Here is an 18,507-nt window from a genome sequence, read left to right as displayed (position 1 = left end):
CAGGCAGCCGCCTGTCCGTTTTTTGTCGTCTTTTACCGGCCCTGCAAAAGCCGCGCCGCCAGCTCGAGGTCGGGCGCGACCACGGCGGTCTGGTAGGGCTCGTAGAGCACGAGTCCCGGCTTGCCCGCCGGGTGCTTGCGCACGTTGCGGATTTCGGTGTAGTCGACCGCCACCTTGCCCGATTCCCGCGCCTTGGAATTGCAGGCCGCGATGACCGCCGCCTGCTCGATCGTGCGGTCGGGAGGCGTTTTCCCCTCCGTCACGACCACCACATGGGAGCCGGGGATCTTCTGGGTGTGCAGCCAGAGGTCGCCGTTGCGGCTGTCCTTCAGGGTGAGCCGGTCGTTTTGCAGGTTGTTGCGCCCGCAGAGGATGGTGAACCCGTCGTCCGAACGGTATTTGAGCGGCGGGAGCTTCTCCTCCTTCATGCCGCGTCTGGGGGCGCGGCGGAGATAGCCCTGCCCGGCCAGCTCGTCGCGGATGGCGTTCAGCTCGCTCTCGAGCGAGGCGCGCGCCAGCTCGTCGAACACCGTGTCGAAATAGCCGAGCTCCGCCTCCCCCTGCGCGATCAGCGCGCGCAACTTCTTTTCGGCGGTATCCGCCTTGCGGTAGCGCGCGTAGTAGCGCTGGGCGTTCTGGCTCGGGGTCAGCATCGGGTCAAGCGGAATCCTGACCTTCGGCGCGCCCTCCTCGTAATAGTTTTCCAGCTCCGCGAAGGGCGTCCCCTTTTCGAGCGCGTAGAGGTTCGAGTTGATGAGGTCGCCGTAGATTTTCAGCTTCTCCCGCTCGGTCGACGCCCGCAGCTCCTCCCGCTGGGCGGCCAGCTTGCGCGCCGTCCGGTCGCTGAGGTTGACCAGCAGCTTCAGGAGGTCCGCGCCCCGCTGATGCATCCGGTCGATGCGGTCCCGCTCGCTGTAAAAGCTGTCGAGCAGCGCGCTGTAGCTGTCGTATTCCCGGCAGACGAGGGCGTGCCCGTACTGGTTCAGGTCGAGGTAGGAGAAGTCCTTGGGCTTTCCCGTGCCGTCGACGAGCATTGTCGGGCGCGCGCCGCCGGAATTCAGCCGGTCGGAGAGCTGGGCGAGGTAGAATTTAAGCCGCGTCTCCCGTTCGCCGTCCAGCTGGGAGACGAGCGTCTCCTCCCCCCGCGCCGCGTTGTGGGCGATCTCGCGGCAGACGAGCGGGCTCATCCCTTCGAGCGCGCCGAGCAGCGCCTTGGAAAGCTCGGCGTCCTTCCCCGCGCGCAGCCGCGCGACGATTTCGGACGGGGCCGCCGTATAGATGTTCAGCCGGTCCTGTGCCGGCACATGGGTATACGCCATGCCGGGCAGCACCGGGCGCACGCTGCTCATCTCGTCGCTCACCCGCTTGATCGCGTCGACGACGCGCCCGTCGGGCCCGACGAGGATGATGTTGCTGTGCCGCCCCATGATTTCGACGGCGAGCGTCAAAACGACCCGGTCGCCCAGCTCGTTCACCGTTTCAAAATGCAGGTGCAGCACGCGGTCGAGCCCCGCCTGGGTGATGCTGACGAGCTTCGCGCCGGTCAGGTGCTTGCGCATCAGCATGCAGAACATCGGCGGGGATTTGGGGTTGTCCTGCGGCAGGGTGGTAAAATGCAGCCGCGGGTTGGAGGCCGACGCGGAGACGAGCAGCTTGTGGTTGCCCGCCTGCGCGCGCATGGCGATGACGATCGTCTCGCGCGCGGGCTGGTGGATCTTGTCCACCCGTCCGCCGACGATCCGGTCCTCGATCTCCCGCTTGAGCTGGCTTAAAAAGACGCCGTCCAACGGCATGGTTCTCACGCTCCAATTTCAAAAAGAAACTTCCGCCCGCTCCACAGCGGGCGGAAGATGTGGTTAGGTTACAGGGTTTTGAGGAACCGCTCGATCCGTTTGAGCGCCTCCAGTAAATGATTGACCGAATAGGAGTAGGAAATGCGCACGAAGCCCTCCCCGCTCTCGCCGAACGCGTCGCCGGGGATGACCGCCACATGCTCGGCGGCCAGCAGCTTTTCGCAGAATTCGCCGCTTGCCATGCCGGTCTCCCGGATGCTCGGGAAGACGTAGAACGCGCCCTCCGGCTCAAAGCAGCGCAGGCCCATCCGGTTGAGCCCGTCCACCAGCAGGCGGCGGCGCATGTCGTAGGAATCGCGCATCTCCTCGATATCGCCGTCGCAGTTTTTGAGCGCCTCAACGGCGGCGTACTGGCTCGTCGTGGGCGCGCACATGATCGCGAACTGGTGCACCTTGGTCATCTGGGCGATCACGGGGGCCGGGCCCACCGCGTAGCCGAGCCGCCAGCCGGTCATCGCGTAGCTCTTGGAAAAGCCGTTGACGATGACCGTGCGCTCCTTCATCCCGTCGATCTCCGCGAACGACACGTGGCGTTCGCCGCCGTAGGTGAGCTCGGCGTAGATTTCGTCGGACAGCACCATGATGTCGGTGCCGCGCAGCACCTCGGCGACCGCCTCCAGATGCTCCCGCCGCATGATCCCGCCCGTGGGGTTGTTGGGGAAGGGCAGCACGAGCAGCTTGGTTTTCGGCGTGATCGCGGCGCGCAGCGCCTCGGGCGTCAGGCGGAAGCCGTCCTCCGGCTTTGTGGCGATCGGCACCGGAACGCCGTCGGTCAGCGCGGTGATCGGGGTGTAGCAGACGAAGGAGGGCTCCACCACGAGCACCTCGTCGCCCGGGTTCACCAGCGTGCGGATGGCAAGGTCGATCGCCTCCGAGCCGCCCACCGTGACGAGCACCTCCGTCTTCGCGTCGTACTCAAGGGTGAAGCGGCGGCGCAGGTAGCCGGCGATCTCCTTTTTGAGGGGCGCGAGTCCGGAATTCGCGGTGTACCAGGTGTGTCCGCGCTCGAGGCTCTCAATGCCCGCGCGCCGGATGCTCCAGGGGGTCTTGAAGTCCGGTTCCCCCACGCCCAGCGAGATCACGTCGTCCATCTCGGCCGCGATGTCGAAAAAGCGGCGGATGCCCGACGGCTTCAGCGCGACGGCGCGGCGGGACAGGATTTTGTCGTAGTCCATCACAGGGAGGTTACCTCCCTCTCGTCCTTGACGTCGTCGACCATGAGCAGCCCGCGCTCCTTATACTTTTTCAGCACAAAGTGGGTGCTCGTCGACTGGACGGGTTCGAGCGGCGCGAGCCGGTGCGCCACGAAGAGGGCGATGTCCTTGAAGGTCTTGCCGCTGATCGTGAGCGCCAGGTCGTAGCCGCCGCTCATCAGGTAGCAGGTCTCCACCTCGCGGAACTGGGAGATCGTGTAGGCGATCTCCTCAAAGCCCATGCTGCCCTTGGGGATCACCTTGATCTCGATGCGCGCGGACACGAGGTTGCGGTCGGTCTTGTCCCAGTCGATCAGCGCCTTGTAGCCCTTGATGATGCCTTCCTTTTCGAGCGAGGCGACCGCGGACGCGACCTCCTCTTCCCGCGCGCCCAGCATCGCCGCCAGCTGCGCGTTGGTCAGCTTCGCGTCCTCCGCGATCAGTTTCAGCAATTTTTCGGTGTCCAGCATGGTACCCAACTCCTTTGTCAGATGATTTTAAAGGGAAGCGGCTGGCGCTCCTTATAAAACGTGAAGGCCGTAAAGCCCGCGTCGATCAGCATCTGCATGCCCGCGGCGATCCCGTCGCCGATCCGGTCCGCCGCGTGCGCGTCGGAGCCGAGGGTGATGTATTCGCCGCCCAGCTCGCGGTAGCGCTTGACGTACTTGAGCGGCGGCATCGTATCCCCGAGCTTCTGCCAGAGGCCGGAGGTGTTGATCTCGATGGCGCGGCCGTTGCGCGCGGTCGTCTTCAAAATCGCGTCGATGATGTCGTCGTACCGGGAGAGGTTGACCGGGATCTTGTGCTCGCCGGTGATGTAGCGCACCGGGTAGGTCAGGTGGCCGAGCACGTCGAACTTGTCGAGCTTCGCCACGTCGAGCAGGTAGCGGAAGTACCAGTCGAGGTAGCGGTCGATGTCCCGGGGGCTCCAGTCGCCGAAGTCGCAGTAGTAGATGTCCTCCCCCTGCACCGTGTTGTGCTGGGAGACCATCACCATGTCGAACTTGAAGGAGGCGAGCACCTTGTCGGTCAGCGCCGGGTCATAGAGCACATCGCCCAGCTCGACGCCCGCCATGACGGCCAGCTTGCCGTTGAAGACCCGGCGCGCCTTGGCCGCCTCGAACACCGACTGCCGGATGCGCAGCTCGTACTTTTCCTGCGCCCAGGTGCGCAGCTCGCAGTGGTCGGTGACGCAGATGCCGGAAATATCCTTTTCCACCGCCTTTTCACACATGAACATGATCGAGTGGTGGCCGTCGTTCGAGTTGTCCGAATGGGTGTGGCTGTCGAATAGATTGATGAACATGAAATCCCCTCGCTTCCGTCGCGGCCCTTCCCCGGACCGGATGATCGTAAAAACATTTTAATTAAGATAGTATAGCACAAATGCCCGAATTAGTATAGCATTTTTGTAAATTCTGTGCTATACTATCTTATCGTTTAAAAGCTCCGGGCACGCCCGGGAGATTTTTGGGAGGTACGACGATATGCGTGCTGTTTTAACCGTCATCGGCAAGGACCATGTGGGCATCCTTTCCAAAGTCGCCAACCAATGCGCCGAATCCAACGCCAACATCATCGAGGTCACCCAGACCGTCCTGCAGGACCTCTTCTGCATGATCATGATGATCGACATCTCCGAGGTCAACTGCGAGATGTCCGAGCTTGTCTACCAGATGAACCGCCTCGGCGAGGAATCCGGCCTTTCGATCCACGTCATGCACGAGGACGTCTTCAACTCGATGCACAGAATTTAAGGCGCTTCGGGGCCATCGACGAAGGAGAACCACTGCTATGATCAACACCAGCGACGTCCTTGAGACGATCCACATGATCCAGGACCAGAACCTGGACATCCGCACCATCACGATGGGCATTTCCCTGCTCGACTGCGCGGACGGGGACCTCTCCCGCTCCTGTGAGAAGGTCTACCAAAAGGTCACCCGCTGCGCCCGCGACCTCGTCAAAACGGGCGAGGCGCTCGAGATGGAGTACGGCGTCCCCATCATCAACAAGCGCATCTCCGTCACCCCCATCGCCATGCTCGCGGCCGCGAGCGGCGGCGACCCGGTGCAGTACGCGCTCGCTCTCGAGCGCGCCGCCTGCGAGGTGGGGGTCAACTTCATCGGCGGTTTTTCCGCCCTCGTCCACAAGGGCTTCGCCGCCGGGGACGAGGCGCTGATCAACGCCATCCCCGAGGCGCTCAAGCGCACCGACCACGTCTGCTCGTCGGTCAACATCGGCTCCACCAAGACGGGCATCAACCTCGACGCGGTGCGGATGATGGGCCGGGTGGTCCGGCGCTGCGCCGAGATCACCGCCGACAACAACTGCTTTGCCGCGGCGAAGCTCGTCGTCTTCTGCAACGCGCCGGAGGATAACCCCTTCATGGCGGGCGCCTTCCACGGCGCGGGCGAGCCCGACTGCGTCATCAACGTGGGCGTCTCCGGCCCCGGCGTCGTGCGCGCCGCGCTGGCCGCCGCCCCCGACGACCTCGACATCACCGGCGTGGCCGAGCTCATCAAAAAGACCGCCTTCAAGATCACCCGCATGGGCCAGCTCATCGGCACCGAAGCGAGCCGCCGGCTCGGCGTGCCGTTCGGCATCGTCGACCTCTCCCTCGCGCCGACCCCCGCCGTGGGCGATTCGGTCGCGCACATCATCGAGGAGATCGGCATCGAGAAATGCGGCGGCTGCGGCACCACCGCCGCCCTCGCCCTCTTAAACGACGCGGTCAAAAAGGGCGGCGTCATGGCCTCCTCGTCGGTCGGCGGGCTGTCGGGCGCGTTCATCCCCGTCTCGGAGGACGCCGGCATGATCGACGCGGCCCGCTGCGGCGCGCTCTCGATCGAAAAGCTCGAGGCGATGACCGCCGTCTGCTCGGTCGGCCTCGACATGATCGCCATCCCCGGCGACACCCCCGCCGAGGTGATCGCCGCCATCATCGCGGACGAGGCCGCCATCGGCATGGTCAACTCCAAGACCACCGCCGTGCGCGTCATCCCCGCCGTCGGCCGCAAGGCGGGCGAGGAGCTCGAATTCGGCGGGCTTTTCGGCAGCGGGCCGATCATGAAGGTCAACACCTTCTCCCCCGCCCGTTTCATCAACCGCGGCGGGCGCATCCCCGCGCCGCTCCAGAGCCTCAAAAACTGACAGGCGGGCGTTCCCCGCCCGGATATCAAAACGCCCCGCCTTTTCGCGGGGCGTTTTTGCGCCGCGCGGGGAAAAGGGCCGCCGGAAAACCGGCGGCCCTTTTCAGGATGATGAGAGAGATGTTAGGGGGTTGTCAAATTTTATTTCGCGGCCTTGCGGAAGGCGACCGCGCCCGCGGCGGAGAGGGACAGGACGGCGGCCAGCACCGCGACGTTCACCATGTCGCTCGAGCCGGTGTTCGGGATGTCCTTGCCGTCGCTGACGGTGGAGTCGGCGGTGGCGTCGTCTTCCACGTCCTCAACGTCCCCGTCGTCAGAGGCATAGACGTCGAGCTCGGTGTCCGAGACGATGTAGGTGCCCAGCTGGCGGGTGCGGATCGACCAGCCCGGGATCTCCTGGTCGTCCTCCGAGTAGGTGAAGGAGGCGGTCACGTCGGTCAGGTAGCCGTCGGAATCCAGCGTGTAGATGTAGCAGTTCTCCGGGTCGGGGGTGTAATCGTCGTCGTCATCCCACGGGATGCCCAGCGTCAGGGTCGCCTTGGAGGTCGCCGGGACGGTCGGGCTGCCGACAAAGTTGTAGAACCACAGGTCGGCGTCGACGGGGTCGCCGTACTCGGCGTAGACGTCGCTCATGTTGGAGGTGGACAGGCGCGCGTAGAACTTGGAGGCGTCGTCGTCCGCGTCAAATTTGAGGGCCGCGCGGTCGTCGCCCCAGATCAGGGTGTTGGTGTCGTTCGCGTCGGGGTCCATGTAGACGCGGTCGCCGACGTCCGGGTTGTCGTCGTTTGTGGCCTTCTCGTTGCTGACCCAGAAGGTGTAGTCAATCGTGACGGTGTCGCCCGACTCCCAGGTGTCGGTCGAGTCGTCCACGTAGGAGGAGGGCTTGCTGCTCTTGCCGCTGTAGCTCGAGAGGTCGGCCTTCGCCTTGAAGGTGATCGTGCCGTCCGTCTTCATCTCGTCGGTGTCGGTCATGTCGTTGAGCACGACCTTCAGGTAGGAGGTGCGCGCGCTGCCCGCCAGCCGCTTATCGGTCACGACGGTGATCGAGCTGATCAGCTTGGAGTTGGTGTCCTTGTCGAGTTTGAATTTGAAATAGTCGGTGTTGGTGATATCCTCGTACACGACGCCGCCCACATTGTCGGTCGGGTCCTCAAAGAGCGGGATATAGAAGGTGGAGCCGGGGGCCACGCGGTCGGGGATCGAGACCGCCAGCGTACCGTCGATCGCGAAGGAGCCGCTGACGGTGATGTCGCCGTTGCCGCTTTCTCCGACATCCTCGGAATAGTAGCCGTCGGAATCATAGGCTTTGTCGAGGGAGAAGCTGTCCGCCGCGAACGCCGCGACCGAGGCGGCGCTCAGGACGAGCACCGCGGAAAGCAAGAGGGATAGCGCTTTTTTCATGTTGGTTTGTCCTCCTTAAAAAATCGGTTTTGATCGGGACGCGTCCATCCGCATCCACTGGAAAGATTGTACGTCCCGTTTGTGTTACCGGTTTGTAACCACTGTGTTTTTTTCCTGAAATCGCGGTGAAATTTCCCACACATTTTCCCGGCGTGACAGCGAAAGGGCCGCCGGTTCGCGGCGGCCCTTTCGCTGGAGGGATTGGAAAAAACTGATTTTTCTGCGCCCCGGCGCAGTGGAGGAAAACCTCTGAAAAGCCGGCGGCTTTCCCTGCCGGCAAGAAGAGCATACCGCGCCTGTGTGTGCCTTTTTTCGGCACGGTGTGAAGAAACGCTGAAATTCCGATGAAATTTTGCGCACAAAACCGGCCGCGTCCCGGCGCGCCCGAACCCTCTAAAACGCCGCAAACCGTTTTCCCGCGAAAAAAGCCGCCTTGTCAGGCGGCTTTTCGGTTTCAGGGCTCCCGGTCCAACAAATCGAGGACGACCGCCCCGTAGGTGACCGCGCGGGAGAGGAAAACCGCTTCCGCGTGGGAATAGAGCCGGCGCATGCAGTGCTTGGCGGGACCGCGGTCCTCGAAGATGCCGAACACCGCCGAGCCGCTCCCGCTCATCAGCGCGCCGAGCGCGCCCGCCTCGCACATCCGCTCCCGCAGGAAGGGGATCTCAGGCAGGTCGGCGACCTCTTCGAGGACGTTGACCATCCCCCGGGCAAACGCCCTGAGCTCCCCCGCCTCGAGCTGGCGGAGCAGCGCGGGCATATCGGGGCGGCGCTTCACGCCGCGCTCGTCGTAGCGGCGGTAGCTCTCGGGGGTGGACATCCCCGGGCCGGGCTTGGCAATGAGGATATGGCAGGCGGGCAGGGGCGGCAGCGGGGTGAACTCGTTGCCGATCCCCCGCGCGCGCCGGGTGCCGCCCACGATGCAGAAGGGCACGTCCGCGCCCACCTGCACGCCGATTTCACAGAGGGTCCCGCGGTCCGCGCCCGTCCCGAAGAGGGCGTTGAGCCCCACGAGCACCCCGGCCGCGTCCGCGCTGCCCCCCGCGAGGCCCGCCTGCACCGGAATACGCTTTTGAATATCGATCGAGATGGCCGTGTCCGGCTGGCCGAACCGCTCAAAAAACTTCCGTGCCGCGATGTGGGCGTAGTTCGTCTCGTCGCAGGGGATCATCTGCCGGTCGCAGGATATGTAGATGCCCTTCCCGGACATGCGGGAGATCGTCACCGTATCGCACAGGTCGACCGCCTGCATGATCGTATCGATCGTATGGTAGCCGTCGGGGCGTTTCCCCGTGACGTCCAAGGCAAGGTTTACCTTGCCGGGCGCGTCGACAATCACCGTTTTCTTCATCGCCATCACCTGCCGTTTTTTCTATTGTAACACACTCTTCCTCTTTTGGGGAACCCCTTCAGCGGCCCTTGCTCAAAAACCGGAAGACGGGCACCGACCGGATATCGATCGCCCTGACCGGGCACATCTCGTGGCAGCAGAAGCAGCGGATGCATTTTGCGTAGCCGATCTTCGCCTTGCCGCCCGTCACCGCAATCGTCTTCGCCGGACAGCTCTCGGCGCACCTGCCGCAGCCGACGCAGTCCCGTTCCCGCACCTTCGGACGCGGGGCGAGGCGCGGCTCCAGCCAGTCGACCGCCTTTGCAAGCGGCCCCGGCAGACTCCCGCTGAAATTGAGCTTTTTGCTCGCGGGCATGAGGAAATCTTCGATCACCGGCGGCAGCGGGTCCCCGAGCAGTTCCACGCCGGAGACGCCGTCCGGGCAGAGGCCGCGCCGCACCGCTTCCGCGAGCATGGGCACCCGGTCGGGGCCGAGCCCGATCAGCCCCGCCAATACGAGATCGAGCGCGTAGAGGCCGTCGTATTTCGCGGCGGCGGTCAGTCCCACATGCCGCCGCCTGCCGCCGGTGGGGCCGTCCCCCTCCATCGCGTCGACCGCGTCGGCGACGGTCAGGCCCGGCTTCACGAGCAGCGAGAGGTCGACGAGCATCCGCGCGAACTGCTCCCCGTCCGGGAAACGGTAGTGGAGCTGGGGCTTCAAAAGTCCCGGCACACAGCCGAAAAGGTTCTTGACCCCGCAGGAAAGGGTGGTCATGCAGTGGGTCTTGAGCTTGCAGCAGTTGACCACGAAATCCGCGTCCGCGACCGGGTCGATGACGTCGAAGTCGCGGCAGAGGGCCCCCTCCGCGACATGCACGTTCCGCGAGTCCGCCGACAGGTTGAGCGACGCGCCCGTGCGTCCGGCCACCGCCGCCATCCCCGTCGCCTCATAGGCGGCGGAGAGAATCTGCGGGGTATAGAGCCCGCCCGGGCTGTCCGCGATCGTGATCCGCCGCGCGCCGCGCGCCTGAAGCTGGCGGACGACCGCCTCGATCACCGCCGGATGGGTCGTGGCGGTGCGTTCAGGCGGGCAGCGCATAATCAGATTCGGCTTGACCGTCACCCGCGCGTCGGGCGAAAACGCCCCCACTCCGAGCAACTCAAAGTGGCGGGCAACCGCCCGCTCCACCTCCGCAGGGTCGTAGCTTTCCGTTTTGATCAGGGATACCTGTGGCATGATCTTCTCCTTTTTTGCCGCTCAGGGAGCGGCGCAGATGGGGATTGCCGGGGTCCGCCCCGGCCTGGGCTTTCTTGGGTTTTCCGCCCGAGGGCCGGAGGGCTTTTTCGCGCCTCGTAGAGGCGCTCTGAATGAGCCGCCTTCGGCGGCGGGGATTGCCGGGTCCCGCCCCGGCGGCGGTCCTGGATTTGCCGCGCTGCGCCCGGCGGGGTTTTTTCCGCACCCCTTCGGGGCGCTCCAGATGTGCCGCCTGCGGCGGCGGGGATTGCCGGGTCCCGCCCCGGCGGGCGGGCCGACTTCTTGCGCGCCCAAGAAGTCGGCGGAAGAAGGGCGCTCAAGGGGGGCTCACTTGAAGAAGATGGGGGCGCAAAGCTCGCCCCCCTTGAGAATCCCCCTTCCGCTCACGTCCAGCCAGACGCGGGTAGGAGGCTGATGCTGGCGCTCTCAACAACGGCTATCGGAAGGCTCGCCGGGGACACACGGCGGAAAACAACGCCCGTTCCGGGCGTTCGCGCGCTCTGCGCGCGTGCGCGGCGAAGCCGCGCAGTTTTCCGCCTCCCCGTGGGCGCTGCGCGCCACGCAAAAGCGGCCGTGCCTCCCCGGAAGCACTTCCGGTACGGTTCCGGAGACTCGCCGGCAGAGGCATTGCGCCCGCGGCGCGGCGGCGGGCGGGATGCTGAACACCTGTCCGTTGATGCGTGGACAGGGCGCCGCCGACTTTGGCCGCAGGCCAACCGGAGGCGGCGCGGGGGTCAAGGGGGCACAGCCCCCTGCGGTTTCTTTCCCCTATTTCTTGGGCGGCCAAGAAATAGGGCCGCCCGCCGGGGCGGGACCCGGTAACTTCGCCGCTCGACGAGCGAAAATCTAAATCGTGGTCGTCACGTCGACGTTCGTGCGCGCGATCACGACGGGCACGCCCTCCCCGACGGCGGCGCGGATGAGGCCCGCGAGGTAGTCTAGAACGATCGTTTCGGTGCCGAAATGCCCCGCGTCGAGCAAAGTGATTCCGCGGTGGACCGCGTCGAGCATCACGTCGTGCTTGACGTCTCCGGTGACATACGCCTGACAGCCCGCGGCGGCGGCCGCCTCAAGCATGTTTCCGCCCGAGCCGCCGCATACCGCCACCCGCTCGATCGCGCGGCCGCCGTCGCAGTAGCGCACCGCCTGGAGGTCGAGCATCCGCTTGACGTAGTAGGCGAATTCCGGCGGGGTCATGCCGCGCGCGAGGGTCCCCACGCGGCCGATGCCCTCGCCGGGGCAGGTCTCCTCAAGCGGCGCGGTGTCCGCAAGCTCGAGCCGCGCGGCAAGGATGTCGTTGACGCCGCCCCTGGCGATGTCGAGGTTGGTGTGGGCGCTGACGACCGACAGCCCCGCCCGGACAAGCCGCCAGACGAGGGTGTCGGCGGTGACCCGCTTCATGGGGTGGAAGATCACCGGATGATGGGTCACGATGAGGTTCGCGCCGCGCGAGACGGCCTCGTCGATTACATTGTCGGTCACATCGAGCGCGACGAGCGCGCCCTTCACCTGCTCGTCCGGATCCCCGACGAGCAGCCCGGGGTTGTCAAAATCCATCGCGAGCGAAAAGGGGGCCGCCGCGTCGATGGCGTTATAGACGTCCTTTACGTTCATGTCGTGCACCTGCTTTCCAGTTCTTTTAAGAGCGCCCGCAGTTCCTCGTATTCCGCCCCGGGGCTGGCGGCGCGTCCCAGCCCCTCCACCCGCTCGCGGATCAGCCGCGCCGTCTTGGCAAGGTACCGCCGCGCGGCGGGCGACGGGTCGTCGAGCAGCGTTCCGCAGTACGCCTCGGCGGGCGTGAGTGTCCGCGCCCGGCCGGTATAGGCGGCCTGCATGACCGCGTAGGGGAAGTTTCCCGACACCACCGCCTCCTCCCGCAGGATATCAAAGCCGTTCTCCGCGAGGCTGCGGCGCAGCCGCTCGGATTTGGTCATCGGCTGGAGCACGAAGCGCAGCGCCGGGTCGCGGGTCCAGGGGGCTTTGCCGATGATTTCCCAGATGAGGTCGCCCCCCATCCCCGCAATCACGATGTCGTCCGCCCCGCCCGCCGGAAGCCCGTCGAGCCCCGCGCACAGAATCAGTTTCACCCGGTCGGCGACGCCGTATTCGGACAAAGTGAAAGCCGCCTTTTCCAGCGGCTTCCGGTTGATGTCGCAGGCGCAGCCCGCGGAAATCTTTTTCTGCGCGGCAAGCCAGGCGACCAGATATCCGTGGTCGCAGCCGATATCCGCGCAGCGCGCCCCCTCCCGCACCATCGAGGCGATGGTCAGGAGCCGCGCGTCCAGCTTGGGCAGGCGTTCCATCAGGCCAGCACGTTCTTGGCGTCGGTGGCGTTGAGCTTGCGGAGCAGCGCGTCGCAGTCGACCCCGTGCACCATGCATGCCTCCGCGATCGTCTCCCCGCGCGAGGAGGGGCAGCCCAGGCAGTGCATCCCCATCTCAAGGAAATATTTCGCGAGGGACATGTCGTTGTCCAGCGCCTCGCCGATCAGCGTATCCTTCGTATAGATCATTTTACAAACCTCCGTTTTGGGAATCCGATTTTTGGCCGCGGGTTCCTTGCGGCTATTATAACATCTTTTTTGCGCCGCGAACAGGGGAAAATCCAACTTTTCAGGGCATGAAAACGGCCGCCGTTATAAAACGGCGGCCGGAAGATGCAAACAGATTACTGCTGCTCCTTCATCTTGGCAAAGCACTCGGAGCAGTAGACCGGACGGTCCTCACGGGGCTGGAAGGGAACCTTCGCCTCGCCGCCGCAGGAAGCGCAGGTGGCGGTGAACATCTCTCTCTGGGGGCGCGCATTGTTCTTGCGGGCATCGCGGCAAGCCTTGCAGCGCTGGGGCTCGTTGACAAAGCCTCTCTCAGCGTAGAACTCCTGCTCTCCCGCTGTGAAGACGAACTCGGCTCCGCACTCTTTGCATGTCAGTGTTTTGTCAGTGTACATTTTGGTTACCTCGCTTAAAATTTGATTTACCCGCTGGAACTGCGTGGACCGAGATTGAAAACCAAGCTCTGCCAATGGCGCCAAAGGGTAGTTATTATGCAATCCCTCTCGGGACTGTCACAAAATGGATCGCGTGCGTTTTCACTGGAAAACGCTCCGCAGCTTTCGCCGCACTCTCTGCAAGGCGTTGTCAACAGCTTTCGAGGATGAACCGAGTTCGCGGGACATCTCGTCGTAAGAGTAGGAGCTGAGGTACAATCTTAAAACCTGCCGTTCAAATGGGGACAAAAGGGTGGCTATCTGCCGGTTGCGCGCGTTTGTTTCCTCGCTCGCGATCAGCAGCTGTTCGGGGTCGTCTCCGGGAGACGCGAGCGCCTCCTCCGGCACGTCCTCGCCCAGCGAAAGATAGCTGCGCATCGGCGCGTTCTTGTCGCGCATATGCGCCGTCACGGTGCTGATGAGCTTGTTGTTCACGCACACCGCGGCAAACGTTTTAAAGCGCCCGGGGGCGTCCTCGCGGTAGTTGCGCACCGCCTTGAGCAGCGCGATCATGCCCTCCTGGTAGAGGTCGTCCGCGTCCGGCCCGCCCCTAGAATAGGAACGCGCGCGCGCGTGGACAAACGATCCGTACCGCTTGATCAAGATGGCCAGCGCCTCGTCGTCGCCGCCCTTTGCCCGCAGGGCGAGGGCCTCGTCGCTGGCGTCGCAGAGAGAGGTGGATTTTGCAGTGTCGTTCATGAGACCTCGTTCTCCCCGGCGTGTAAAACGCAGTGACCAAATTGATTCGTTATTCATTATAGCCACGGGGTCCGGTTTTGTCAAGCTATTTCAAAAATAGCGCGCCTGCTCCCCCGGTTTTTTGACGTTTTCCCCAAAATTTCGCGCGGCTAATCGCGCACCGTCAAATCACGCAGCCATTTGAAGCCGAGGATGCGGAAGCTCGAGACCACCGTTTTGAGGATTTCGTCGCACTTGAGGCAGAGGAAGACGGCGGGCGCGGGCCAGCCGAGGATGAGCCCCGTCACGAAGCCGAGCGGCACCGCCACCCCCCACAGGAACGCCGTCTCGCAGATGAGCACGAACTTGGCGTCCCCGCCCGCGCGCAGGATGCCCACCATGCCGGTGATCGCGAGCGACTGGAAGAAGACGATGAGCGCGCCCACGCGGGTGATCCCCCGGGCGATCGAGATCGTCGCCTCGGAGAAGTTGTAGAAGGAGATGACCACCGGCCCGAGCGCCAGCGTCACCGCCGCCGAAAAGAGCCCCAGCACGACCGACAGCGCCAGCAGCGTGACCGAGCGCTGCTTGGCCTTCTCGTACTCGCCCGCGCCGATCGTGTTGCCCACGACGGTGAGGGCGGCGTTGCCCACGCCGAAAATCATCACCGACACGAGCTGGTTGATCACCGTGTAGATCGAGTTGGCGGCCACGAAGTTGGTGCCCATGCGCCCGATGACCACCGCCGTGATCGAGGTGCCGATCCCCCACATCAGCTCGTTGCCGATGACGGGGATCGAGACGGTGAAGTACTTCCTGTAGAAGTCGCGGTTGCTCGGGAGCAGGTCGCGCAGGGAGAAGCGGATCTTCTTCTCCTTCAGGAAGAGGTAGCCCGCCGCGATGCCGAACTCGACGAGACGGGCGCAGACGGTGGCGATCGCGCCGCCGCGCACCTCCAGCCTCGGCGCGCCGAACTTGCCGAAGATCAGCACATAGTTGAGCGACGTGTTGACCACGAGCGAGGCGAGATAGACGGCGATCGAGATATTCACCGTCCCCACCGAGCGCAGCATCATGATCGTGAGGTTCGCCGCCGTATAGAACGGATAGGACCACCCGAGGATGCGCAGATACTGCACGCCGAAATCGATGACGGCCTCCTCGGTCGTGAAGATGCCCATGAACTGGCGCGGGAAAAAGAGCGCCACGCAGGAGAAGACGACCGCCGCCGCCATCCCGATCTTATAGGTGATCGCCTCGACCCGGCGGATGACCTCCACGTCCCGCTTGCCCCAGTACTGGGCGATCAGCACGTTGGCGCCGCCCGCCACGCCGAAGCAGACGACCATCAGCATGAACCACAGCTGGTTGGCGATCGACGTCGCGGACAGCTGCACCTCGCCGAGCTGTCCGATCATCAGCGTATCCATCATCGAGACGGCCACGGTGATCAGGTTTTGCAGCGCGATGGGCACCGCGATCAGCATCAGCGACTTATAGAAGCCGCGGTCGTTTACAAACAGTTTCATTCCATTCCCTCTCTGTCCTCAAACCACAAAAAACGGGCGGGCCCGCGGCCCGCCCGGCCTCCCTGTCCGGGGGCCTATTCCTCCACGGTGACCTTGACGATGGTCACCGGCTTGCTCGTTTTGCCGGCCGGATTGCCCGCCTGGTCGGTCTCCCCCGTGTCGAGCGCGGCGATCTTGTCGACGACGTCCATGCCCTCGATCACATAGCCGAACACCGTGTGCACATCGTCGAGGTGGGGCGTGCCGCCCACCTCCTCATATTTTTTGAGCGCCGGGAGCTTCTGGTCCGCGTAATCCTGCGGGACTCCCGCCGCATATTTGCCGTCAAGCTCGCCGTTGAGCTCGTCGATCCGCGCGTTGACTTCCTCCTGCGACTTGCCGCCCGCCGCCATTTCGGAAATCTCCCGCTGCGCGGCCGAGACCTGGTCGTTCATATAGAGGTTCAGCAGGTAGTCGGACAGGCCCATCCCCGAGAGCGCGTCCTTGCGCTGCACGATGAAGAACTGGCTGCCGTTGGTGTTCGCGCCCGAATTCGCCATCGAAAGCGCGCCGCGGAAATTGCGCAGCACCGGCGAGAACTCGTCCTCGAACGGCCCGCCCCAGATGCTCTCGCCGCCGGTGCCGTCGCCGTTCGGGTCGCCGCCCTGGAGCATGAAGTCGTTGATCACCCGGTGGAAGGTGAGGCCGTCATAGTAGCCCTCCCTCGCATGGGTGAGGAAGTTCTCCACCGCCTTGGGGGCCTCCTTCGGGAAGAGGCGCACCCGGATCGTCCCCTCGCTCGTCTCGATCGAGGCGGTGGGATTGTCCGCGTAATCGCCCGTGCCCTCGAGCGCGGCGGTCATCTGCTCCATCAGCGCGAGGCCCTCCCCGCCCACCTCGGTCGGGACGGGGCCCGGCTCGGGCAGCGAGGCCTCGGAGGAGCTTTCCTCAGCGGCGGAAGACGGCGCCGGGGAACTCTCCGTGCCCTCCTCCTTGGCGCCGCACGCGGCGGCGGTGAGCATGACCGCGAGGGTCAGGAATATCGTCAGGATTTTTTTCATGTGTTTGGCTCCTTTGTTTTGATCGTTAGGCTAGTAGTATACCACACGCGCGCCGCTTTCACAAGGAACGGTTTGTGAATTTTCATCCGCGGTTGACTTTTCGGCCGATCCGCGCTATCCTGTTCCCACAAACGCCGTGCAAAGGGGATTTCTATGATATCGATCGACGAGATGCGGGAGATGCTCGGGGAGCTCCTAGACGAACTGCCCGAAGCCTTTTTTGAGGAGCTCAACGGGGGCGTCTGCCTTCTGGAGGAGGCCAAACGCGACCCCGCGGCGCGGGAGGACGACCTCTATATCCTCGGCGAGTACTGCGAGGGGCCGCTCGGGCGGAGCATCGTCCTCTACTACGGCTCCTTCGCGCGCCTGTTCGGCCGTCTGGGGCCGTTGCAGCTGCGCCGGGAACTGCGCAAGACCGTCCGCCACGAGTTCCGCCACCACATCGAGGCCCTCGCGGGCGAGGACGCGCTCGACCGGGAGGACGAGGCGCAGTTTGGCGATTACCTCCGGCGGCACGCCGCGCGGGAGGACCCGGAGCAGGCCCGGCGCGCCGCGCTGGAAGCGGGCCGCCGGGAGGGGCGGCTCTTCCGCCGCCGCCCGCGCAAATGATCCCGGTCATTTAAAAAGGGGAGCGGCACGCCGCTCCCCTCTTCCATATCCCGTATCAAAGCCCCGTTTATTATAGGGCGGCGCCATGTCCCGCCCTGCTCCGCTCGGTCCACTGGATGAGAACGCCCTCCGCGGCGGACAGGAAGAGCTCCTGCTGTGCCTCCGGCAGGCGGTCCAGCATCGGCTGGAGGCGGGAGAGGTCGTTCCGGGGCAGCAGGTCCACCTCGACGTCGGCGCAGATCAGTTCCTCGATCTGGATGCCGAACGCGGCGGCGATGCTGTCCATCGTGTCGAAGGTAGGGTTCCCGTTGCCGCACTCGATGTCGCTGAGCTTCCGCAGGCTGATTCCCGCTTTCGCCGCAAAGCTCTCCTGTGAAACGCCCATCTGCTGCCTGCGGAATCTGACGCTCCGGCCAAGTTCCTGTACGGTCATCGGCAATCAACTCCTTCCACTGAAATTATAGGAGTTATTACCTGATTATGGAAACCATTATATTTCTAGAATTATATTGCTTATCTCCCTCGAAACCACGGTCCCACCGGCGTTTCCGCGGCGGAGCGAACCGCCTCCGGCGGATGAAATTTTACATAGCTGTTCCCCTTTTCCCCGTCCGCGGGGGGCTTCTAAGCAGGCCCTCTAAAAGGTCAGCCGCATCTGGTACCAGGTTTCCCCGCCGTGCGTCGACGCGGACAGGCCCTCGTTCCGGAACCCGAACCGCTCGTAATAGGGGATCAGACGCTCCTTGCAGGTCAGCACGACGCCCGCCCTGCCCCCGGCCTTCGCGTCCGCGATCACCCGCTTCATGAGCCGGGCCGCACAGCCCCGCCTCCGGTACGCAGGCGCCGTATCCACGCCGAAAATCATCATCCACCGGCCATTCTCCCGGTAGTAGCCGGTCGACCCGTACATGCCGTCCAGCAGGTCCTTTTCGTCCGTGGGCATCCCGTTGATCAAGGCCGCCAGGACCTCCCCGTCCTCCAGCAGCCAGCAGGACCCGGCGTAGGCCTTCAGCCGTTCGGCGAGGACCTCCCGCGGGGCCGCCTCGCCCGCCGGGAAGCAGGCCGCCTCCACTTCGCAGATCCGGTCCAAATCCGCCGGGACCGCGAACCGCAGGGACATTTGATCAGCGCACATGGCGTTCACGCCCTCTCCGTCGTATTTCCGCCCCACGGACGATTCCGTCCGGGCGGCGTGGACCATACAAAAACCGACCTGTCGAAACAAGTCGGTTTTTGTATGGCTGGGCCGGCAGGATTCGAACCTGCGAATGCAGCAGTCAAAGTGCTGTGTCTTACCGCTTGACGACGGCCCAATTTGAGAAATTCCCCGCCCGCTACGCGGCCGGGGAATTTGATGGGGTGGGTAATGAGATTCGAACTCACGGCCTCCAGAGCCACAATCTGGCGCTCTAACCAACTGAGCTATACCCACCATATGGCGTGTCCCGTTTTCAGGGACGGCGCGTTTGTCTCGGCCCGACG

Annotated in this window: 19 protein-coding genes and 2 tRNA genes; 3 read left to right on the top strand and 18 right to left on the bottom strand. The window is 64.3% G+C overall.

The features are described 5' to 3' along the window. Positions 1–32: 32 nt before the first annotated feature. From C1A13_RS04450 to C1A13_RS04435, 4 genes are all read right to left on the bottom strand, one after another. The gene (locus C1A13_RS04450) at positions 33–1,793 is read right to left on the bottom strand and encodes an Rqc2 family fibronectin-binding protein (RefSeq protein ID WP_101549491.1); all 1,761 of its coding nucleotides are present in this window, start codon (positions 1,791–1,793) and stop codon (positions 33–35) included. A gap of 68 nt (positions 1,794–1,861) precedes the next feature. Next, positions 1,862–3,028 (bottom strand): aminotransferase class I/II-fold pyridoxal phosphate-dependent enzyme, encoded by a 1,167-nt coding sequence (locus C1A13_RS04445; RefSeq protein ID WP_101549489.1) that lies wholly within the window; start codon positions 3,026–3,028, stop codon positions 1,862–1,864. Beyond that, entirely contained in the window at positions 3,028–3,516 is a 489-nt protein-coding gene (locus C1A13_RS04440; protein WP_101549487.1) for an Lrp/AsnC family transcriptional regulator, read from the bottom strand. The genes C1A13_RS04445 and C1A13_RS04440 overlap by 1 nt, the downstream gene beginning before the upstream one ends. Positions 3,517–3,533: 17 nt before the next feature. Then, positions 3,534–4,352 carry a histidinol-phosphatase HisJ family protein gene (locus C1A13_RS04435; protein WP_101549484.1) on the bottom strand — a complete coding sequence of 273 codons (819 nt, stop codon included), beginning with the start codon at positions 4,350–4,352 and terminating at the stop codon, positions 3,534–3,536. Positions 4,353–4,533: 181 nt separating this feature from the next. On the opposite strand from C1A13_RS04435, the gene C1A13_RS04430 reads away from it, so the two are divergent. Together C1A13_RS04430 and C1A13_RS04425 are read left to right on the top strand one after the other, a co-directional pair. After that, positions 4,534–4,803 (top strand): ACT domain-containing protein, encoded by a 270-nt coding sequence (locus tag C1A13_RS04430; protein WP_101549482.1) that lies wholly within the window; start codon positions 4,534–4,536, stop codon positions 4,801–4,803. A gap of 37 nt (positions 4,804–4,840) precedes the next feature. Next, positions 4,841–6,199 carry a PFL family protein gene (locus tag C1A13_RS04425; protein WP_101549479.1) on the top strand — a complete coding sequence of 453 codons (1,359 nt, stop codon included), beginning with the start codon at positions 4,841–4,843 and terminating at the stop codon, positions 6,197–6,199. Positions 6,200–6,339: 140 nt separating this feature from the next. Here the strand turns inward: C1A13_RS04425 and C1A13_RS04420 are convergent, their stop codons facing one another. From C1A13_RS04420 to C1A13_RS04370, 10 genes are all read right to left on the bottom strand, one after another. Then, positions 6,340–7,599 (bottom strand): hypothetical protein, encoded by a 1,260-nt coding sequence (locus tag C1A13_RS04420; RefSeq protein WP_101549477.1) that lies wholly within the window; start codon positions 7,597–7,599, stop codon positions 6,340–6,342. A 454-nt stretch (positions 7,600–8,053) separates the two neighbouring features. Beyond that, positions 8,054–8,950, bottom strand: coding sequence for a 4-(cytidine 5'-diphospho)-2-C-methyl-D-erythritol kinase (ispE, locus tag C1A13_RS04415; RefSeq protein ID WP_172439165.1), 897 nt, complete (start codon positions 8,948–8,950; stop codon positions 8,054–8,056). Positions 8,951–9,008: 58 nt separating this feature from the next. Continuing rightward, entirely contained in the window at positions 9,009–10,166 is a 1,158-nt protein-coding gene (locus C1A13_RS04410; protein WP_101549473.1) for a DUF362 domain-containing protein, read from the bottom strand. An 864-nt stretch (positions 10,167–11,030) separates the two neighbouring features. Beyond that, positions 11,031–11,798: a Nif3-like dinuclear metal center hexameric protein gene (locus C1A13_RS04400; RefSeq protein WP_101549468.1), complete on the bottom strand. Its 768-nt coding sequence runs from the start codon at positions 11,796–11,798 to the stop codon at positions 11,031–11,033. Beyond that, the gene (locus C1A13_RS04395; protein WP_172439164.1) at positions 11,795–12,487 is read right to left on the bottom strand and encodes a tRNA (adenine(22)-N(1))-methyltransferase; all 693 of its coding nucleotides are present in this window, start codon (positions 12,485–12,487) and stop codon (positions 11,795–11,797) included. Before C1A13_RS04395 ends, C1A13_RS04400 begins: the two co-directional genes overlap by 4 nt. Continuing rightward, positions 12,487–12,696 carry a DUF1858 domain-containing protein gene (locus C1A13_RS04390; protein WP_101549464.1) on the bottom strand — a complete coding sequence of 70 codons (210 nt, stop codon included), beginning with the start codon at positions 12,694–12,696 and terminating at the stop codon, positions 12,487–12,489. Before C1A13_RS04390 ends, C1A13_RS04395 begins: the two co-directional genes overlap by 1 nt. A 155-nt stretch (positions 12,697–12,851) precedes the next feature. After that, positions 12,852–13,130 (bottom strand): zinc-ribbon domain containing protein, encoded by a 279-nt coding sequence (locus C1A13_RS04385; RefSeq protein WP_101553177.1) that lies wholly within the window; start codon positions 13,128–13,130, stop codon positions 12,852–12,854. A gap of 141 nt (positions 13,131–13,271) precedes the next feature. After that, the gene (locus tag C1A13_RS04380; RefSeq protein WP_172439163.1) at positions 13,272–13,868 is read right to left on the bottom strand and encodes a sigma-70 family RNA polymerase sigma factor; all 597 of its coding nucleotides are present in this window, start codon (positions 13,866–13,868) and stop codon (positions 13,272–13,274) included. A gap of 149 nt (positions 13,869–14,017) precedes the next feature. After that, positions 14,018–15,376 (bottom strand): MATE family efflux transporter, encoded by a 1,359-nt coding sequence (locus C1A13_RS04375; protein ID WP_101549459.1) that lies wholly within the window; start codon positions 15,374–15,376, stop codon positions 14,018–14,020. Positions 15,377–15,450: 74 nt separating this feature from the next. Continuing rightward, entirely contained in the window at positions 15,451–16,416 is a 966-nt protein-coding gene (locus C1A13_RS04370) for a peptidylprolyl isomerase (protein WP_101549457.1), read from the bottom strand. A gap of 153 nt (positions 16,417–16,569) precedes the next feature. Between C1A13_RS04370 and C1A13_RS04365 the strand changes: the two genes are divergently transcribed. Further along, complete coding sequence (locus tag C1A13_RS04365; protein ID WP_146021682.1) at positions 16,570–17,025, top strand: metallopeptidase family protein; 456 nt, start codon at positions 16,570–16,572, stop codon at positions 17,023–17,025. Positions 17,026–17,095: 70 nt separating this feature from the next. Here the strand turns inward: C1A13_RS04365 and C1A13_RS04360 are convergent, their stop codons facing one another. From C1A13_RS04360 to C1A13_RS04345, 4 genes are all read right to left on the bottom strand, one after another. After that, complete coding sequence (locus C1A13_RS04360) at positions 17,096–17,458, bottom strand: helix-turn-helix domain-containing protein (RefSeq protein ID WP_101549455.1); 363 nt, start codon at positions 17,456–17,458, stop codon at positions 17,096–17,098. A gap of 204 nt (positions 17,459–17,662) precedes the next feature. Next, a complete protein-coding gene (locus C1A13_RS04355) occupies positions 17,663–18,160 on the bottom strand; it encodes a GNAT family N-acetyltransferase (protein WP_172439162.1) in 498 nt (165 codons plus the stop codon). 103 nt (positions 18,161–18,263) lie between these two features. Further along, positions 18,264–18,338, bottom strand: a tRNA-Gln gene (locus C1A13_RS04350). Between the two features lie 42 nt (positions 18,339–18,380). Next, positions 18,381–18,457: transfer RNA gene (locus tag C1A13_RS04345), tRNA-His, on the bottom strand. Between the last annotated feature and the right edge of the window lie 50 nt (positions 18,458–18,507).

Source organism: Anaerotruncus massiliensis (ex Togo et al. 2026), from assembly GCF_900199635.1.
Lineage (GTDB): Bacteria > Bacillota > Clostridia > Oscillospirales > Ruminococcaceae > Anaerotruncus > Anaerotruncus massiliensis.
The sequence above is the reverse complement of the archived record's forward strand: the minus strand, read 5'-3'. Positions and strand labels throughout refer to the sequence as shown.

Coding starts and splice junctions, on each gene's coding strand:
- C1A13_RS04450 (WP_101549491.1), bottom strand. CDS start 1,793: ATGCCGTTGGACGGCGTCTTTTTAAGCCAGCTCAAGCGGGAGATCGAG.
- C1A13_RS04445 (WP_101549489.1), bottom strand. CDS start 3,028: ATGGACTACGACAAAATCCTGTCCCGCCGCGCCGTCGCGCTGAAGCCG.
- C1A13_RS04440 (WP_101549487.1), bottom strand. CDS start 3,516: ATGCTGGACACCGAAAAATTGCTGAAACTGATCGCGGAGGACGCGAAG.
- C1A13_RS04435 (WP_101549484.1), bottom strand. CDS start 4,352: ATGTTCATCAATCTATTCGACAGCCACACCCATTCGGACAACTCGAAC.
- C1A13_RS04430 (WP_101549482.1), top strand. CDS start 4,534: ATGCGTGCTGTTTTAACCGTCATCGGCAAGGACCATGTGGGCATCCTT.
- C1A13_RS04425 (WP_101549479.1), top strand. CDS start 4,841: ATGATCAACACCAGCGACGTCCTTGAGACGATCCACATGATCCAGGAC.
- C1A13_RS04420 (WP_101549477.1), bottom strand. CDS start 7,599: ATGAAAAAAGCGCTATCCCTCTTGCTTTCCGCGGTGCTCGTCCTGAGC.
- ispE (WP_172439165.1), bottom strand. CDS start 8,950: ATGAAGAAAACGGTGATTGTCGACGCGCCCGGCAAGGTAAACCTTGCC.
- C1A13_RS04410 (WP_101549473.1), bottom strand. CDS start 10,166: ATGCCACAGGTATCCCTGATCAAAACGGAAAGCTACGACCCTGCGGAG.
- C1A13_RS04400 (WP_101549468.1), bottom strand. CDS start 11,798: ATGAACGTAAAGGACGTCTATAACGCCATCGACGCGGCGGCCCCCTTT.
- C1A13_RS04395 (WP_172439164.1), bottom strand. CDS start 12,487: ATGGAACGCCTGCCCAAGCTGGACGCGCGGCTCCTGACCATCGCCTCG.
- C1A13_RS04390 (WP_101549464.1), bottom strand. CDS start 12,696: ATGATCTATACGAAGGATACGCTGATCGGCGAGGCGCTGGACAACGAC.
- C1A13_RS04385 (WP_101553177.1), bottom strand. CDS start 13,130: ATGTACACTGACAAAACACTGACATGCAAAGAGTGCGGAGCCGAGTTC.
- C1A13_RS04380 (WP_172439163.1), bottom strand. CDS start 13,868: ATGAACGACACTGCAAAATCCACCTCTCTCTGCGACGCCAGCGACGAG.
- C1A13_RS04375 (WP_101549459.1), bottom strand. CDS start 15,376: ATGAAACTGTTTGTAAACGACCGCGGCTTCTATAAGTCGCTGATGCTG.
- C1A13_RS04370 (WP_101549457.1), bottom strand. CDS start 16,416: ATGAAAAAAATCCTGACGATATTCCTGACCCTCGCGGTCATGCTCACC.
- C1A13_RS04365 (WP_146021682.1), top strand. CDS start 16,570: ATGATATCGATCGACGAGATGCGGGAGATGCTCGGGGAGCTCCTAGAC.
- C1A13_RS04360 (WP_101549455.1), bottom strand. CDS start 17,458: ATGACCGTACAGGAACTTGGCCGGAGCGTCAGATTCCGCAGGCAGCAG.
- C1A13_RS04355 (WP_172439162.1), bottom strand. CDS start 18,160: ATGTGCGCTGATCAAATGTCCCTGCGGTTCGCGGTCCCGGCGGATTTG.